Annotated in this window: 16 protein-coding genes; 8 read left to right on the forward strand and 8 right to left on the reverse strand. The window is 61.9% G+C overall.

Going from position 1 to position 15,332, the window contains the following annotated elements; genetic code table 11:
• Positions 1 to 22 precede the first annotated feature (22 nt).
• Positions 23 to 2,803, forward strand: coding sequence for a CHAT domain-containing protein (locus tag LHFGNBLO_RS19870; RefSeq protein WP_258600955.1), 2,781 nt, complete (start codon positions 23 to 25; stop codon positions 2,801 to 2,803).
• A gap of 15 nt (positions 2,804 to 2,818) precedes the next feature.
• Here the strand turns inward: LHFGNBLO_RS19870 and LHFGNBLO_RS19875 are convergent, their stop codons facing one another.
• The gene (locus LHFGNBLO_RS19875; protein ID WP_258600956.1) at positions 2,819 to 3,547 is read right to left on the reverse strand and encodes a glutathione S-transferase family protein; all 729 of its coding nucleotides are present in this window, start codon (positions 3,545 to 3,547) and stop codon (positions 2,819 to 2,821) included.
• A gap of 137 nt (positions 3,548 to 3,684) precedes the next feature.
• Between LHFGNBLO_RS19875 and LHFGNBLO_RS19880 the strand changes: the two genes are divergently transcribed.
• Positions 3,685 to 4,143, forward strand: coding sequence for a MarR family winged helix-turn-helix transcriptional regulator (locus LHFGNBLO_RS19880; protein ID WP_258600957.1), 459 nt, complete (start codon positions 3,685 to 3,687; stop codon positions 4,141 to 4,143).
• Here LHFGNBLO_RS19880 and LHFGNBLO_RS19885 read toward each other — a convergent pair.
• Positions 4,133 to 4,573, reverse strand: coding sequence for a DUF1772 domain-containing protein (locus tag LHFGNBLO_RS19885; RefSeq protein WP_413774637.1), 441 nt, complete (start codon positions 4,571 to 4,573; stop codon positions 4,133 to 4,135). The two genes, LHFGNBLO_RS19880 and LHFGNBLO_RS19885, sit on opposite strands and share 11 nt — an antisense overlap.
• A 160-nt stretch (positions 4,574 to 4,733) precedes the next feature.
• Between LHFGNBLO_RS19885 and LHFGNBLO_RS19890 the strand changes: the two genes are divergently transcribed.
• The 3 genes from LHFGNBLO_RS19890 to LHFGNBLO_RS19900 all read left to right on the forward strand — a co-directional run bounded on the left by LHFGNBLO_RS19890 (position 4,734) and on the right by LHFGNBLO_RS19900 (position 6,949).
• Complete coding sequence (locus tag LHFGNBLO_RS19890; RefSeq protein ID WP_258609827.1) at positions 4,734 to 5,375, forward strand: TetR/AcrR family transcriptional regulator; 642 nt, start codon at positions 4,734 to 4,736, stop codon at positions 5,373 to 5,375.
• A gap of 138 nt (positions 5,376 to 5,513) precedes the next feature.
• Complete coding sequence (gene ilvC, locus LHFGNBLO_RS19895; RefSeq protein ID WP_258600958.1) at positions 5,514 to 6,533, forward strand: ketol-acid reductoisomerase; 1,020 nt, start codon at positions 5,514 to 5,516, stop codon at positions 6,531 to 6,533.
• Between the two features lie 140 nt (positions 6,534 to 6,673).
• Positions 6,674 to 6,949: a PilZ domain-containing protein gene (locus LHFGNBLO_RS19900; protein WP_258600959.1), complete on the forward strand. Its 276-nt coding sequence runs from the start codon at positions 6,674 to 6,676 to the stop codon at positions 6,947 to 6,949.
• Between the two features lie 32 nt (positions 6,950 to 6,981).
• On the opposite strand, the gene LHFGNBLO_RS19905 is transcribed toward LHFGNBLO_RS19900, so the two are convergent.
• Positions 6,982 to 7,266, reverse strand: coding sequence for a PilZ domain-containing protein (locus tag LHFGNBLO_RS19905; protein WP_258600961.1), 285 nt, complete (start codon positions 7,264 to 7,266; stop codon positions 6,982 to 6,984).
• Between the two features lie 282 nt (positions 7,267 to 7,548).
• Positions 7,549 to 8,097: a BA14K family protein gene (locus LHFGNBLO_RS19910; protein WP_258600963.1), complete on the reverse strand. Its 549-nt coding sequence runs from the start codon at positions 8,095 to 8,097 to the stop codon at positions 7,549 to 7,551.
• Between the two features lie 166 nt (positions 8,098 to 8,263).
• Here LHFGNBLO_RS19910 and LHFGNBLO_RS19915 point away from each other — a divergent pair, with 166 nt between their 5' ends.
• Entirely contained in the window at positions 8,264 to 9,376 is a 1,113-nt protein-coding gene (locus tag LHFGNBLO_RS19915) for an endonuclease/exonuclease/phosphatase family protein (RefSeq protein WP_258600965.1), read from the forward strand.
• Positions 9,377 to 9,378: 2 nt separating this feature from the next.
• A complete protein-coding gene (locus tag LHFGNBLO_RS19920) occupies positions 9,379 to 10,095 on the forward strand; it encodes an olfactory receptor subfamily 8S1 protein (RefSeq protein ID WP_258600967.1) in 717 nt (238 codons plus the stop codon).
• Here the strand turns inward: LHFGNBLO_RS19920 and LHFGNBLO_RS19925 are convergent.
• The gene (locus LHFGNBLO_RS19925; RefSeq protein WP_258600969.1) at positions 10,092 to 10,334 is read right to left on the reverse strand and encodes a hypothetical protein; all 243 of its coding nucleotides are present in this window, start codon (positions 10,332 to 10,334) and stop codon (positions 10,092 to 10,094) included. The two genes, LHFGNBLO_RS19920 and LHFGNBLO_RS19925, sit on opposite strands and share 4 nt — an antisense overlap.
• Before the next feature lie 290 nt (positions 10,335 to 10,624).
• Here LHFGNBLO_RS19925 and LHFGNBLO_RS19930 point away from each other — a divergent pair, with 290 nt between their 5' ends.
• The gene (locus LHFGNBLO_RS19930) at positions 10,625 to 11,875 is read left to right on the forward strand and encodes a hypothetical protein (RefSeq protein ID WP_258600971.1); all 1,251 of its coding nucleotides are present in this window, start codon (positions 10,625 to 10,627) and stop codon (positions 11,873 to 11,875) included.
• A gap of 43 nt (positions 11,876 to 11,918) precedes the next feature.
• On the opposite strand, the gene LHFGNBLO_RS19935 is transcribed toward LHFGNBLO_RS19930, so the two are convergent.
• The 3 genes from LHFGNBLO_RS19935 to LHFGNBLO_RS19945 all read right to left on the reverse strand — a co-directional run bounded on the left by LHFGNBLO_RS19935 (position 11,919) and on the right by LHFGNBLO_RS19945 (position 15,265).
• On the reverse strand, positions 11,919 to 13,136 hold the full coding sequence (locus LHFGNBLO_RS19935; protein ID WP_258600973.1) for an ABC transporter permease: 1,218 nt from the start codon (positions 13,134 to 13,136) through the stop codon (positions 11,919 to 11,921).
• 124 nt (positions 13,137 to 13,260) lie between these two features.
• Positions 13,261 to 13,965: an ABC transporter ATP-binding protein gene (locus LHFGNBLO_RS19940; RefSeq protein WP_258600975.1), complete on the reverse strand. Its 705-nt coding sequence runs from the start codon at positions 13,963 to 13,965 to the stop codon at positions 13,261 to 13,263.
• 4 nt (positions 13,966 to 13,969) lie between these two features.
• The gene (locus LHFGNBLO_RS19945; protein WP_258600977.1) at positions 13,970 to 15,265 is read right to left on the reverse strand and encodes an efflux RND transporter periplasmic adaptor subunit; all 1,296 of its coding nucleotides are present in this window, start codon (positions 15,263 to 15,265) and stop codon (positions 13,970 to 13,972) included.
• Positions 15,266 to 15,332: the final 67 nt, after the last annotated feature.

Raw genomic sequence — 15,332 nt, forward strand, 5'->3', positions numbered from 1 at the left:
AGTCCGAAAACCGCGAGATCTGATGCGCGTCGTTGCGTGCGTCGTGGCGATGTTGGCCATCGCGCTGCCCCTGGCGACGGCACAAGCCCAGACGGCAAGCCAGTCCGGACAGCAGCAGCCCGCGGAAACGGAAGCCTCGCTGACGGCCCGGATCGACGCGGCCTACAAGCTGATGACGGAAGTCGGACATTTCGACGAGGGCTATGCACAGTTGCGGGCAGCGCTGCTCGATGCCGCGAGAAGCGACCTCTATGAGTTTACGGTCGTCAGCTACTCGAACGCCGGTGCGACATTCCTGAACGGCCAGTTTCTCGAAGAGGCCGAAGCGATTTTTGCCGAGGGCCTGAAGACCAGGGCGATGCAGCAGGATGTCGCGAAGCGCGGCGACTTCTATCTCAATTATGCGATGCTGAAGCAGGCCGAGAAGGATTATCGGGGCTTCATTTCCATGGCCGCCACGGCAATCAGTCTCTACGATCAATATTATGGCAAGGACTCCAGGGAGCTCATGTATGCCACCGATCAGCTGGCGACAGGCGTCGCCGCGGTCGGCAGCATCGCTTCCGCGATCAACCTCGAGCAGGGAAATCTGGAGAGCGCCGAGAGGGTACTTGGCAAGGACGATCCGTTTACCTGGATGCTGCAGAACAATCTGGCCGACCTGCTGCGCCAGGTGGGTGCACCGACACGCGCCTTGCAATACGACCTGACGGTGCTTGAGAAGCGCATCGGCTACTACGGCGCCAACCATTTCAACGTTCTGGCCAGCGCTAACAATACGGCTCAGGACTACCTCGACCTCGGCAACTACGACGAAGCCTTGCGTTGTTTCCAGCTGCAGCGGGACATCGCCGTTGCTCTGAAGCAGGAAGGCAACTTGGTAGAGCAAGCCGATGCCTGGCTTCTCTACACCATGGTTCTCTCCGGCACGCAGCAGCTCGACGAACAGACGATCGCATATCTGCAACTGCTGACCACCGATCGGAGCTACCCCGAAACACTGGCAATCAAGGTCGCCAACCTGCTCGCTGCGCATTTCGCCGCCATTGGGGATAGCCAAAGCAGCGCACGGCAGCTCGACCAGGCCTATCGTATCGCGGGGTCGAAATTCGGCCTGTTGCATCCGCTGACGTTTGCCGCACGACAGGCGATAGCCAATCTCAAGGCGAAGTCGGACCCCGCCGCCGCGGCCGCTGATTTCGTGGCTCTCGACAATGAGATGCTGCAGTGGAATTGGACGCAGGTGAACACGGCAGGCAACCCTGTCATCGCCGAAGCAACTCGTGCCCTCGCTGATGACATGCTCCACGACTACGCGCGCTTCGCGCGAAACAACGCATCGGCGGTGCCGGCGTTCGCCGATGCCGTGCGCCGCTGGCCGACGCTCGAGAATGGCAAGCGGGATACGCTGCGCAAGCTTTTACGAATGATCGATCCGGACGATACGGAGACGCGACATTTGATCCAGACCGCAATGCGGCTGTCTTTCGCTTATCAGGAAGTTACGTCCAGCGGCGAAGGGGTCAACGATCCAGGCGAGGTGCGGATGGAACAGCTTCAGGCGATGGACGACACGCTCAACACCAGGCTTTCGGCGAAGTACGGCTTCGACGAGAAGGCAATGGAGAACCCTCTGCCGACGGCCGAGACATTGCTGCAGCCCAACGAAGCGCTGATCGACTACTTCATCACCCGCAAGTGGCGGGCGGACCGCGAGAGCGCCGATCCGTTGGAAGACGAGCGCCTCTATGCGATCGTCACGCGCAAGGACCAGCAGCCGCGCCTTTATGATCTCGGCGACCCGCGCCGGATCATTCCGGCCGCGCAGGAAACCCGCATGGCGAACCTTCGGTCCAGCCGCTCCGCGCAGGAACGTGGCGCCGTGCCGCTGGTCGATCTCGACGCCACGTTCACCGGGCTCTACGCCGGTCTTCTGGCGCCTCTGGAACCGTCGCTCGCAGGTGCGGATACTCTTTTCGTGGTGCCCGACGGCAAATTGTTTTCGGTGCCGTTTCCTTTGCTTCAGGACAGTAAGGGTGTGACGCTGGATGACCGCTTCACTGTGCGCATGCTGACGCGGCCGGAATCGCTGTTGAACGCCGGTGTCGATCAGAGCTTTCCAAAGAACGGCAAAGCCCTGCTCGCCGGTGGCCTCGACTATGCGCGTGGCGCGGAGAAGGGCGCCGAGCCATTGCCGGGCACCAGGATGGAAGTCGATGCAATCGCCTCGATCCTGCGCGGCGACCAGTATTCGGTCGACATGCTCACCGGAACGGCGGCCGGCGAGCGGGCATTGCGCAAGGACATGGAGCAGGCGACGGTTGCGCATCTGGCCACCCATGGCGCTTACCGCGACGAGAAGGAGGGCGGTGTGCGCGCCGTGAATGCGCTGTGGCAGAGCCAGGTTGTGCTGTCGCAGTCGGGAAACCGGCAATCGATGAAACGCGACGACGATGATGGCCGGCTCTATGGCATGGAACTGATGAGCTGGGATCTGTCGGGCCTCGACCTGCTTGTTCTGTCCGCCTGCGAGACGGCCCGTGGGCAAGAGACGTTCGTTGGAGGTTTGCGCGGCCTGCCGACGGCGATCAACATTGCCGGCGCGAAGCGGTCGCTGTTGGCGCTGTGGCCGGTGGATGATGCGGGAACTGCCGCCTTCATGGTCGGCTTCTACGACCATCTTGCCGCAGGGCAGACCTATTCGCAGGCGCTGCGCCAGACCCGCCGCGAGGCCCGCGACGGCAAGATATCTGGCGCACAAGACCCGCGCGTGTGGGCGGCCTTTGTGTTGTTCGAAAACTGAAGGCGATCGATCCGTTCAAGCGGATCGGGCTAAAGGAAGCGAAGTGGCCGCGTTTCGGCGAATGAGTTCCGAAAGATACGAGCTCTTCGCTTGCAGGAAGGCATGCAGGCGAAGAGGGTAGTCGGAGGTGACCGCGTCCTTCACCGACTGGCGTTCGCTCAGCGCCTTGCGCCAGGCCTGGACAAGCGGCTTTTCGCTCAGCATGCCGAATTCGCCGATCCGGTCGAAGGTGTCGAGATAGCGGAAGATTGGCCCGTAGACCGCATCGACGAGTGAAAAGCGCTGGCCGGCGAACCATGGCCCGGCCCGGCTGATATCGTCGGCCAGCTCTGTCTCGAGCCGATCGAACATCGCCGCCAGCGCCTTGCTTTCGGCATGAAAGATGGCCTCGGTCGGTGCTGAATAGAACCTGCCGATGGCGTTGAGAATGGCCGAGCCATATTCGATCCAGGCGCGGTGTCTGGCGCGGGTATAGGGGTCGGCAGGGTGGAGCGGATTGGCCTGCGTTTCCTCGAGAAATTCGAGGATGACGGTCGATTCGAAAATCACCGTTTCCTCGCCTTCGTGTTGCACACGCAGCAGCGGCACCTTGCCGAGCGGCGACATCGCCGTGAACCAGGCGGGCTTGTTGGCGAGGTCGATGGTGACGCGCTCGAATGGCACGCCCTTCTCTGTCAATGAAATTGCGGCACGCTGCACATAGGGGCAGAGATGATGGCTGACGAGGATGAGCTTGTCGGTCATTTCACTCTCCCCTGACATAATTCAGGGCGTGCTTCATGACATCTGCCTTCCAGTGTAGATGCATTTGCATCTATATAGATGCGGGTGCATGGATCGTCAAGCTTGATGCAATTGCATCTAGTGCCTATGCTGCTGACATGACAGAGAAAGCCACGCCTTCGCCCGCGGCCATCAAGGCCTGGGCCCGCCTGATGCGGGTTTCGCGTCAGCTTGTGGAAAGCGCTGAGGACACGTTGAAGGCCGGCGGCCTGCCGCCGCTTGCCTGGTATGACGTGTTGCATGAGCTTGCCGAGGCAGGCGAGGGTGGGCTGCGGCCGTTCCAGCTGATCGAGCGCACCTTGTTTGCGCAGTACAACATCTCTCGGCTGCTGGCGCGGCTCGAAGCCGACGGCCTGGTCGAGAAGCTCAGGGTTGCCGATGACGGCCGTGGACAAACCATCCGCATCACCGGCAAGGGGCGCGAGACGCGCCGCCATATGTGGGCAGTTTACGGGAAGTCGATAGCCGAACTGGTCGACGCCAGGCTTTCAGCGGATGAGCTCGAGACATTGTCGGGTCTGCTTGGACGGTTGCGCCATCCGGCCATCATGGAGTGATTTGGGCACTGCCCCAAAGGAATGCCACTGTCGCCAGCACGCCAAGCGTGGCGCGCGCCAGATGCAGATCGCCCCATTTGATGATCAACGCCCTGGCTTGCGGGTTAGCGATGCTCGAATCCATTGCCTCCAACAATCTGTTTGTCGGCATCATGGCGATCAGCGTCCATGGCCAAGGCAGGATGATCAGGACGGCGCCAAACAGATGGGCGAGACTGCCAGTCTGCCACCAGGCAACCAGACCAAGAACGCAGGCGACTATGGCAATCGAGGCCTGCATGGCAGCACCGCGCTTGTAGGAAGGCTGCCATTCCTGCAGCAGCGCCTTGTCGTCGAGACGAAGCCGCGCCGGTTGCTCGGCAACGCTGACATAAATGGCGGCACCCGCGAAAACGGCGGCAACGGTTAAGGCGAGCAATCCGATCAGCATCGTCTCTCCTCAAAATCTGCCCATGAAGGCTTGCAAGAGCAAATAGGACTTGCACCGGTTCAGGCAATACGGCATAGAAATGCCGAACCGTAACGTACGGTACACACCGCTTTACCTGCGGGCGAGCGTTGCCTGCTGAGGAAAGACTGTGTTGCACACGATGCCCGACATCGACACCAGCGAAGCGCTGACAGAGCGGCAGAAGGCCGTGCTGGATGCTGCGCTGCGCCTGCTGGTCGAGGAGGGCGATAACCTGACCATGACCGCCGTGGCACGGCGGGCGAGCTGCTCCAAGGAGACGCTCTACAAATGGTTCGGTGACCGCGACGGGCTGTTGACGGCGACGGTGCAGTGGCAGGCCTCGAAAGTGCGCGTGGCGACCGTCGACCGTGAGGGGCTTACCCTTGCCTCGCTGGCCGCAAGCCTCGAACGCTTTGCTTCGGACTGGCTCAAGGTGATCTCGAGCGACACCTCGATCGCGCTGAACCGCGTGGCGGTCGGTCATGCTGGCTCTGGCAAGGACGATCTCGGCGCCATCGTTCTGGAGAAAGGCCGCTTCGCTCTGGCCAGGCGGCTGAAGCCGGTGCTGGAAGCCGGCAAGCAAGCCGGGTTTCTCGATTTTGCGGACGCCGAGACGGCGTTCCGGACCTTTTTCGGGCTGGTCGCCCGCGATGTGCAGATCCGTCTGCTGCTCGGCGACCGGCTGGAATCGACTGAAGCGGCAATCGGCGGCGATGCCGCACGGGCGACGCAGCAGTTTCTCGCTCTTTACGGAGCAAAAACCGGGCCGCAAGGCCCTTAGAACCGGATGATTTCAGGTCAAGTGGACCTGAAATCTGAATCCAGTTCTAAATCAAAGAGATAGAGCATGATGTTGTCCGAAAACCGCTTCACACTTTTCGGCATCATGCTCTAGTTTCAAAACGGGAAGGAAGCAAAAATGCGTGTCTATTACGATCGCGACGCCGATCTCAACCTGATCAAGGGCAAGAAGGTCGCCATCATCGGCTATGGCAGCCAAGGCAGGGCGCATGCGCTCAACCTCAAGGATTCCGGCGCCAAGGACATCGCCATCGGCCTCAAGGCCGGCTCGGCGACGGCCAAGAAGGTCGAGGCCGACGGGCTCAAGGTGATGAGCGTGGCGGACGCCGCCAAATGGGCCGACCTGATGATGATGGCGACGCCTGACGAGCTGCAGGCCGACATCTACAAATCCGAGATCGCGCCGAACATTCGCGACGGCGCGGCGATTGCCTTTGCCCACGGCCTCAACGTGCATTTCGGCCTTATCGAGCCGAAGGCTTCGGTCGACGTCGTCATGATCGCGCCGAAGGGGCCCGGCCACACGGTGCGCGGCGAATACCAGAAGGGCGGCGGCGTGCCGTGCTTGGTCGCGGTCAACCAGGACGCTTCGGGCAATGCGCTCGACCTGGCGCTTTCCTATGCCTGCGGCGTTGGCGGCGGCCGTTCGGGCATCATCGAGACCAATTTCCGCGAGGAATGCGAGACCGATCTGTTCGGCGAACAGGTTGTGCTGTGCGGCGGTCTGGTCGAACTGATCCGCGCCGGTTTCGAGACGCTGGTGGAAGCCGGCTACGCGCCGGAAATGGCCTATTTCGAGTGCCTGCACGAGGTCAAGCTGATCGTCGACCTGATCTATGAGGGCGGCATCGCCAACATGAACTACTCGATCTCGAACACCGCCGAATGGGGCGAGTACGTTTCGGGCCCGCGCATCATCACCGCCGACACCAAGGCCGAGATGAAGCGTGTGCTGAAGGACATCCAGACCGGCAAGTTCACCTCGGAATGGATGCAGGAATACCGCGCCGGCATGTCGCGCTTCAAGGGCATCCGCCGCAACAACGACAACCATCAGATCGAGGAAGTCGGCGCCAAGCTGCGGGCGATGATGCCTTGGATTTCGAAGAACAAGCTGGTCGACAAGGCCAAGAATTAATTCGCAATTTCATGGTTGCGTAGAAAAAGCCGGCGGATCGCTCCGCCGGCTTTTTCGCATCCTGGGTTGTGCCATTCCGGCACGAAGATCCTGGCACGAAACTCGCTTCGTCCGTCTCAGGGAATAACAGGATTGAGGCGATGGACATGATGATTGGCGACAAGGCGTGCGACGAGCGTCGCGCACAACGGCGCCGGCGTGCGCTCAAAGGTGCAGCGCTGCGTTTCAGCAGGGGCTTTGGTGCGATAGAAGGTGTCGTGCGCAACGAGTCCGAGAATGGTGCGCTTCTGAGCTTCGGCGATGCAACCGGTGTTCCGTCCGGCTTCGAGCTGGCAGTCAACGGTGCCGAGCGCAGCCGGGCAGCGCGTGTGCGCTGGCGCTCGATGACGCTTGTCGGCGTCGAATTCGTCGACTGAGAAGACGTTCGGATACAGCAGCGACCCGGCGGTCAGCCATAGTGCCAGCTAGGCTTGGGCTCGGTGCCGGTGAACATCACGCCGATGCGGTCCTCGCGACGCCACCGGACCACCGCCTTGTAGCCGATGCCGTCGGTCGGCACATAGAGCAGGAACTCTTCCGGCACGCGCGCACCGATCGGCACTTTCAGTTCCGCCCCGCTGGCATGCATGTTACGCAGCGTGCACTTGACCTCGGAATTGGAGATGCCAGTCAGGATCGTCGCGCCCTTTAGGACACGCTGCCTGCGGTTGTCTCTGTGTTCGTCCTCGGCCATCGCACATATCCCTTGGCGATCGTCGCATTTGCAGCGGTCTGATCAGCAAGATCGTTAACCCTGCCGGATAAACATTGCGTTAGCGTCGATGGCGGCAAGCAGATTTTGCGGCGCTGGAGAGCGCTAAATCTCGTCTCGTTGAAACGGATTCAATCGACGCGCTTTGTGCCTTTGTACTTATGCATGTCGTTATCCCAAAACCGCTGCGCACTTTGGGCGACAAGCTTTTGAGAAACAAAAACGGCGCCGCGATGCGCGGCGCCGCATGCCATTCGTCAGGCGTCAGCTATAGGGCGACCAGCATTGCTGGCGCGGGCCGTTGTACGGCTGGAACGAATTGTCCCAGGCGCGATACGACCGGTAGCGATCGTAGCACCACTGGACATGGGCGCTGGAAAGCCGCTGCGCCCGATAGTAGCGGCGCGGTGCGTAGTCGTAGTTGTTGTAGTACTGGTAAGCCGGAAGCCCCAGGCCCAGGCCCAAATAGATCCCGGAATTATTGAAATGACGGCGGTGGTGGCGCCGCCAGCGCCAGTCGTCGTTGACGCCCCGCCATTGCCGGGCTCCGCGGTTGCGCCAACGCCAGTCGTCGTTGACACCTCGCCATTGCCGGACGCCGCCGTTGCGCCAACGCCAATCCTCATAGATCTGCCTGTCATTGCCGCCTGCCCACGAGTCGCGGACCGGCATGATCTGCGGCGCCGCGGCATTGGCAGGGATCGAGAGGTCGGGTTGGATGATCGGCGCGGCCAGGGATGGAGCCGTCAGGCCCGCCATAAGACCGAGCGTCATAAGACCCGATCTGACAGAAGACAAAAAGAGCGGTTTCATTGCACTCTCCGAAGACACAGGCCCCACGCCCAAAAATACCCCGGGGAAGGGCCTATTCATGGAACCTTCCGTCTGAACGGAGGATGAACGGAAAGGTTCCATCAACCATGACGGGCATCGCTCAGGCCCTTGTTTTCGTGCCCGCTTGCAGGCAAAGGTCACGGCCATGTCACTGCGCCTCGCTACCTTCAATGTCGAAAACCTGATGAACAGGTTTGATTTCTCCGGCTTCCGCAACCAGCTCAATGAAGACCGCACGCTGGCGCTTTTCGACATCCAGAGCGAGGCCGAATACAAGATGCTGGAGCAGGCCCGCGCCATCGCCCAGTCCGACGACACGCGACAGCTGACGGCGCTGGCGATCGCCGCCACCCGCGCCGACATCATCTGCATGCAGGAGGTCGACAATATCGAGGCGCTGAAGGCCTTCGAATACGGCTATCTGTTCAAGATGGTGGGGCAGGGCTACCGGCAGAAATACACCACGGCCGGCAATGATTCGCGCGGCATCGACGTTGCCGTGATGATGCGCAACGAGACCGCTGAGGGACAGCCGATCGAATTCGTGCGCATGACCAGCCACGCCTATGTCACCTACGAGCAATTCGGCCTGCACACGCCCGAACTGGCAGCACTCGGCAACCAGGCCAACGAGCGCATCTTCCGGCGCGATTGCCTGGAGATCGACTTGACCATCGGCGGTGTGCCGCTGACGCTTTATCTCGTGCATTTCAAATCGATGGGCCCGCCCCGCAATGGTCTTGATGGGCGCGAGGCGACCATGCCGGTGCGCATCGCCGAGGCGCAAGCGGTGCGCCGGATCATCGAGGAGCGCTTCGGTGGGGATCATGCCGCCGACAAGCGCTGGGCGATCTGCGGCGACATGAACGACTACCGGCAGCGGGTGAAGGTCGAGGGCGATGCCTTTGACGGCTACCGCTTCCAGGTGATCGACGAGAGCCAGTCCTGTCTCAACGTGCTCACCGCCGGCGGCTTTTGCGAAAACGTCGTCGAGCGACGGCCGGAGATGGACCGTTGGAGTTTCTACCACACGCGCGGACCCGAGGAGCGGCATCTGTGCCAGCTCGACTACATCCTGTTGTCGAAGGCGCTGGCTGCCAAGAACGCCACCGCCGTTCCTGACATCATCCGCAACGGCCAGCCCTGGCGCACGATATTTCCGGCGGGGCAGGAAGTGCAGCGTTTTCCGCGCGCCGGCTGGGACCGGCCGAAGGCCTCCGACCATTGCCCGGTGGCGATCACCCTGGACATGGCCTGAGCGTGAGCTTCGATCTGCCGCGCAATGTCATCTTGCCGGTCGATGCCGTCGACGTCAGGCTCGACCCCGGCCCGCATCCGTTCGAGCGCGACAACGGCCAAGCGATCGCCGAGAACTGGCGCCGCGAGATAGCCGCCAACCCGGCGCTGTTCGACGGCACCGTGGTGCTGCTTTCGGCGCTCAGCTATCACGACAACCGCCTCGTTGGCCGCTGTCATGCCGTGCGCTACTCGACCTTCATGCTCTGGCGCGGCCATCGACAGGTGGCGGGGGCCGAACACGCCTATGCCCATGCTATGCTGGTCGCCCGCGACAATGCGCTGGTGGCGATCCGCATGGGGCCGCACACGGTCAATGCCAGCCGTGTCTATTTCGCCGCCGGCTCGTTCGAGCCGATCGACTTTCGCGACGGGCTTGTCGACGTCGATTTCAACATGATCCGCGAGGTGCGCGAGGAAACCGGCCTCGACCTGTCAGACGCGACACGCGGCAAGCGCTACTACGCCCTGTCGACGGTAAGCGGCACGGTGATCTTTCGCCGCTACCGGGTCTCGACGTCTGCCGACGAAATCGCGCGGCGCATCAGCGCCTTCGTTGCCACCGAGATGGAGCCCGAGATCGAAGAGCCTGTCATTATCCGTAGTGCCGCCGACCTGCCGGAAGGGCTGATGTCGTACATGAAGCCGCTGATCGAGTGGCATTTTGCGAGCAAGGATTAACGCCGCGTCTTGCCTTCGAGCGCCTTGCGGTCGTTGCGGGCGGCGACGAAAAACAGGATGACGCCGAGACCCAGCAATGCACCCATCGCCGTTCCCATCGTCTGGCCGACGACCTGTTGAAAATCAGCGGTGACGCGATCGGGATTGGCCATGCCGTAGCGAGCCAGATACCACCAGAGGCCTGCAAGAGCCGCCTCGATGATCACCATCACCAGGATCAGCCGCGCCTTCTTGCTCATTTGCCATTCCTCCACTCAAGGGTGAATTGCACTACCATCGCGAACCGTGCGGCGACAGTGGTGCGCGGGGGACGGAAACGTCAAAGCTTGTGCATAGTCGGATCGGGGCGGCGGACATGCGGTGGTCATCTTCTCGATCATCGTGCAGGGGCGAAATCGGTGATCGGCAAGATGACGGATGCTGGGGCAATCCAGCACAGATACAACTTTTCCGAGTTTCTCGACGTGCGGTTAATGCGGATGAGTGAATATGCGTTCGCGTCTGACACGGATCCGGGGAGATTGTTGAGGTGCGGAAGCTTGCGCTTGTTTTCGGTGGCCTGATCGTACTCGTAGGCCTGTGGGCGAAGCTGACTGAGAGCGGGCAGATCCTGACAGGCGGTTGGTCGTCCACGGAAGGGGCGCGTGTTGATCGCGGCACCTATTTCCGCCTGAAGGTCGATTTGACCTATCGTGGCGAGCCGCAGCATTTCGACATCGTCGTCGGCTGCAACGTTCTCGACATTGATTACAAGGATGGCTCGAACACGCGCGAAGTTGGCTTGGTGCCGACCGTCTACGGCCGACGCATGAGCGACGGCAAGGGCTTGGTCATTCGTGCGCCAGACGCCTGCGACGGGCGGACCACGGCGGATGGTCGTGTGCCGCCGGATTTCATGCCGGTCATGATTGTCTACGACAAGGCGGACAGGCTCGACTTCGGCACAGCTTATATTTCCGATGAAGCCTACGAGAGTCCGCTGTCGCTGATGACCTTCGGAACGGCAAGTGTCGAGAAAGCGACGCGCGCCGCCTTCGTTGAGTTTCGGAAAAACGGTCCGCCCAATCTGGTGACGCGCGAGCAGTACCACTCGTTCCAATCTGACCAGATCCTTCAGCAAATGGGGCTGAGGCGCGTCTGGCCCAGCTTCGCGCGAACCTGTTGGGCGCAGCAGCGATATCGCGTTCCCGACGAGATCAAGTCTGAGCTGGCAAAGTTTCAACCGGAAGGCGGGCCGCGCTATTGGGGGCCATCATCCGCCGAGCGGGAACGCGACATCCTATCGTTGATGCGAGGACTACCTCGTCAGCGCGATGACGGGGGCGAAGCGCGAAGCTATGACGAGTATGTTTTCCAAGAGATGCTGGCCGATCGAGGTGTCCCGAACCGCATGGGTGGTGGGACGATTGGCACGAAGCGATATCCACCCTCCTTCTATCCCGTTGCCAGTGCGATCTCCGCTGACAAATGGCCATCGAAGCCGCAAGAAAATTCCTCGCTACCGATCGCCGACGGCTCCGTCATTGTCAGTGCAGTCGATGTAGATGGCGGGCGACATAGAGGCTTCGCGTATTGCTACGATCCTCCTTTGAGATCAATGTACAAGAAAAACCTCGACTATCTCGACAGCAAAGCGCTGCTGATTCACGATGTGGATGATATCCCGATAGCCAATCTACCCCGTGTCTGGAAAGTGCCAGTTACTTCATTCGTAGAGAATCTCGACTTTCTATTTCTGCACTTCGAATTTTGGATCGACTCAATGCGTGGAGATGTGTGATTTTGATTGTTGCTGCGCAATTTGCCTGCAACCTTGTTCGATTTCACTCGTGCCTCAGCGCGTCTATCGGATCGAGCCGCGCGCCGCGCAGCGCCGGGAAGAAGCCGAACACCATGCCGATCAGCGCGGAAAAGCCGACGGCGAGCAGGATCACAGCCGGGCTCGGCGCGAAGGGGATGGCCAGCGTCAGCGAGGCAAGGCCGGCGAGCGCCAGGCCGATCAGGATGCCGATGATTCCGCCCAGCAGCGACAGCACCGTCGCCTCGACCAGGAACTGGATGAGGATGTGCTTTTCATGCGCGCCGATGGCGAGCCTGATGCCGATCTCGCGGGTGCGCTCGGTGACCGACACCAGCATGATGTTCATGATGCCGATGCCGCCGACCAGCAGGCTGACACCGGCCACCGCGCCCAGCATGCCGGTCATGGTGGTGGTGGCGCTGGCCATGGCATCGGCGATCTGGGTCATGTCGCGGATCGAGAAATCATCCTCGCGGTCGGGCGTGATACGGCGCGTGTCGCGCAAGATGTCCTCGACACGCGGCTGCAGCTCGCTGGTCGGCGTCCGGTCATCGGCGGCGACGTAGATGCTGTCGATGTCGCGGTTGCCGGCGATGCGGCGCTGGTAGGCGGCGAGCGGCATCAGCACGACATTGTCCTGGTCCTGACCGAAGCCGGTATAGCCCTTCGGCTCGAGCAGGCCGATGATCTTGCACGAGGTGCGGTTGACGCGGATGATCTCGCCTTCGGGGTCGCCAGCGCCGAAGAATTGTTGGCGCACCGTTTCGCCGATCAGGCACACACCGGTGCCCGAACGGGTTTCCGAATCGCTGAACGGGCGCCCCGAGACGAGCTTCCAGTCGCGTGCATCGAGATAGGCGCTGTCGGTGCCGGTGATTCCGGAAGTCAGGCTTTCGGTGCCGAAGATAACGCGCACCTGCTTTTGCGAGGCCGGCGAAATGGCGCGCGCGCCGGTCAGATGCGCGACCAGCGCCGCAACGTCCTTTTCGGCCAGCGGCCGGACGATCTGGTCGAGCCCTCCCGGTCCGCCGGGGCCCGCCGGGCGGCCGGAACGGACGACGAGCAAATTGCTGCCGAGCTTGGCGATGTCGGCCTTGACCTTTTCGGTGGTGCCGGAGCCGATGGTCAGCATGGCGATGACGGCGGCGACGCCGATGACGATGCCGAGCAGTGTCAGGAACGAGCGCAGCACATTGCGACGGATGGAGATGAGCGAGAGGCGGACGGTTTCCCAGATCATGATATAGACCCCGATCCATCCCGACAGAGCCGGGATGGGGCTCTATCTACTTGTTTGGCCATGATCTTTTCAGAAAACCGGATTCCACTTTTCGCTGACGCGGTCCTTTGGTTCGGGATCATGGTTAAGCCACCTCGAAATTCTTGGAATCGGAGGCGACGTGGCCGTCGAGGAAGCGGATCGTGCGCTCGGCATAGCCGGCGACGTCGGCCTCGTGCGTGACCATGGCAACGGTCAGGCCAAGCTCGGTGTTGAGCCGCGTCAGCAGTTCCATGATTTCATGCGTGCGGGCGGTGTCGAGATTGCCGGTCGGCTCGTCGGCGACGAGCAGCGTCGGCCTGGTGACGATGGCGCGCGCGATCGCCACGCGCTGCTGCTGGCCACCGGAAAGTTCAGCCGGTGTATGGTGCTCGCGGCCGACAAGGCCGACCTCGGCCAGCGCCTTCATGGCGAGATCGCGGCGTTCGCGGGCAGCGACGCCGCGATAGATCAGCGGCAGTTCGACATTTTCCGCCGCCGTGGTGCGCGGCAGCAGATTGTAGCCCTGGAAGACGAAGCCGACATAGAGGTTGCGCAACTGGGCGCGGCGGTTGCGGTCGAGCCGGCCGGCGTCGATGCCCATGAAGGAGTAGGTTCCGGCCGTCGGCGTGTCGAGGCAGCCGATGATGTTCATCGCTGTCGACTTGCCGGAGCCGGACGGCCCCATGATGGCGACGAACTCGCCGCGCCGGATGGCCAGGTCGACACCGGCCAGCGCATGGACCTTGGCTTCGCCCTGGCCATAGGTTTTCCAGACCTTGTCGAAGCTGATGAGCACGGAGCCCGACATGACGTCAGCTCCGCTGCTGCGACGCGGTGATGATTTGAGCGCCTTCATCCAGGCCGGAAGTAATCTCGGTCAGTTCGCCATCGGTGGAGCCGATCTTGACGTTGACCGGACGGGGCCGCCCGTTCTGCAAGACATAGAGCGTGCGCGACCCATCCGTGGGCGGCGGCGTCACCTGCTGGCGCGGGCGATTGCCGCCTGGACGCCCTATGCGGCCGGTGAACAGATCGCTGAGGCTCCACGCGCGGGCGGTGGATGCCGCCGGCCGGTAGCGGAACGCGGTGGACGGCACGGTGAGCACGCCCTTGGCCTGCCTGGTGACGACCGAAACGGTGGCGGTCATGCCGGGCCGCAACAGAAGCTGGTTGTTGTTGACCTCGAGCCGCGCATTGTAGGTAACGACGCCGTCAGTTGTGACTGACGCGTAGGAAATGTCGCGGATCTCGGCGTCGAACGGCCGCTCCGGAAAGGCATCGACGGTGAAGCGGGCATGCTGGCCGGATTTGACCGCGCCAATGTCGGCCTCGTCGACTGCCGCCACCAATTCCATGTTTCTGAGATCGGCGGCGATGATGAACAGCACCGGGGCCTGCAGCGAGGAGGCGACCGTCTGGCCGGGATCGACCGAACGCGTCAGCACGATGCCGTCGATGGGGGCATAGATGGTGCTGTTGGCAAGGTCGGTCTGCTGTGATTTCAGATCGGCATTGGCGATGGCCAGATTGGCCTCGGCGCTGTCGAGCGCCGCCTTGGAGCGGTCGCGCGTCGCGGTGGCGGCTTCGAGCGACTGGTCGGTCGCCATGCCGCGCTTGGTGAGCTCGGCGGCGCGTACGAGCGCGCTTTCGTTCTCCTTCAACGTTACAGAGGCGTCCTCGACGTTCGCCGCCGCTGCCTTGGCGGAGGCCTGGGCGCGCTCGATCTGGACCTCGAGTTTGGTGGTGTCGAGCGCTGCCAGCACATCGCCCTTCTTGACTTGCTGGTTCTCCTCGACCGAGACCGAGCGGACCACGCCGGACAGCTGGCTGGAAATGTCGACCTGGGTAAGGGGCTGAAGCGTGCCGGTCGCCGACACCGCGACGGTGAGATCGGCAATGGCGGCCGGCACCGTCGTATAGTCGATCTTGACGGGAGATCCGGCATACCATTGGTAGCCGGCGAGGCTTGCCGCGATCACGATCAGCGCGAGCAGGCCATAGAGCCAGCCACGGCGACGGTTCTTGCGCCGCCCTTTGTGGTCAAGGCCGAGCGCAGTCTCGATGGCGGAATCCGATTCCGTCTTTGGCAGATTGACAATCTGGTCCACGCCGGACCCCTATAAAGCGTATGATGTCCCTATGAGTGCACACATCAGGCTTACTGGTTCAAATATC

The sequence above is a fragment of the Mesorhizobium sp. AR10 genome (assembly GCF_024746795.1).
GTDB lineage: Bacteria > Pseudomonadota > Alphaproteobacteria > Rhizobiales > Rhizobiaceae > Mesorhizobium.

What these genes read in the sequence shown, in the direction of transcription:
- LHFGNBLO_RS19870 (WP_258600955.1), top strand. Translation starts at nt 23, where the DNA reads ATGCGCGTCGTTGCGTGCGTCGTGGCGATGTTGGCCATCGCGCTGCCC.
- LHFGNBLO_RS19875 (WP_258600956.1), bottom strand. Translation starts at nt 3,547, where the DNA reads ATGACCGACAAGCTCATCCTCGTCAGCCATCATCTCTGCCCCTATGTG.
- LHFGNBLO_RS19880 (WP_258600957.1), top strand. Translation starts at nt 3,685, where the DNA reads ATGACAGAGAAAGCCACGCCTTCGCCCGCGGCCATCAAGGCCTGGGCC.
- LHFGNBLO_RS19885 (WP_413774637.1), bottom strand. Translation starts at nt 4,573, where the DNA reads ATGCTGATCGGATTGCTCGCCTTAACCGTTGCCGCCGTTTTCGCGGGT.
- LHFGNBLO_RS19890 (WP_258609827.1), top strand. Translation starts at nt 4,734, where the DNA reads ATGCCCGACATCGACACCAGCGAAGCGCTGACAGAGCGGCAGAAGGCC.
- ilvC (WP_258600958.1), top strand. Translation starts at nt 5,514, where the DNA reads ATGCGTGTCTATTACGATCGCGACGCCGATCTCAACCTGATCAAGGGC.
- LHFGNBLO_RS19900 (WP_258600959.1), top strand. Translation starts at nt 6,674, where the DNA reads ATGGACATGATGATTGGCGACAAGGCGTGCGACGAGCGTCGCGCACAA.
- LHFGNBLO_RS19905 (WP_258600961.1), bottom strand. Translation starts at nt 7,266, where the DNA reads ATGGCCGAGGACGAACACAGAGACAACCGCAGGCAGCGTGTCCTAAAG.
- LHFGNBLO_RS19910 (WP_258600963.1), bottom strand. Translation starts at nt 8,097, where the DNA reads ATGAAACCGCTCTTTTTGTCTTCTGTCAGATCGGGTCTTATGACGCTC.
- LHFGNBLO_RS19915 (WP_258600965.1), top strand. Translation starts at nt 8,264, where the DNA reads ATGTCACTGCGCCTCGCTACCTTCAATGTCGAAAACCTGATGAACAGG.
- LHFGNBLO_RS19925 (WP_258600969.1), bottom strand. Translation starts at nt 10,334, where the DNA reads ATGAGCAAGAAGGCGCGGCTGATCCTGGTGATGGTGATCATCGAGGCG.
- LHFGNBLO_RS19935 (WP_258600973.1), bottom strand. Translation starts at nt 13,136, where the DNA reads ATGATCTGGGAAACCGTCCGCCTCTCGCTCATCTCCATCCGTCGCAAT.
- LHFGNBLO_RS19940 (WP_258600975.1), bottom strand. Translation starts at nt 13,965, where the DNA reads ATGTCGGGCTCCGTGCTCATCAGCTTCGACAAGGTCTGGAAAACCTAT.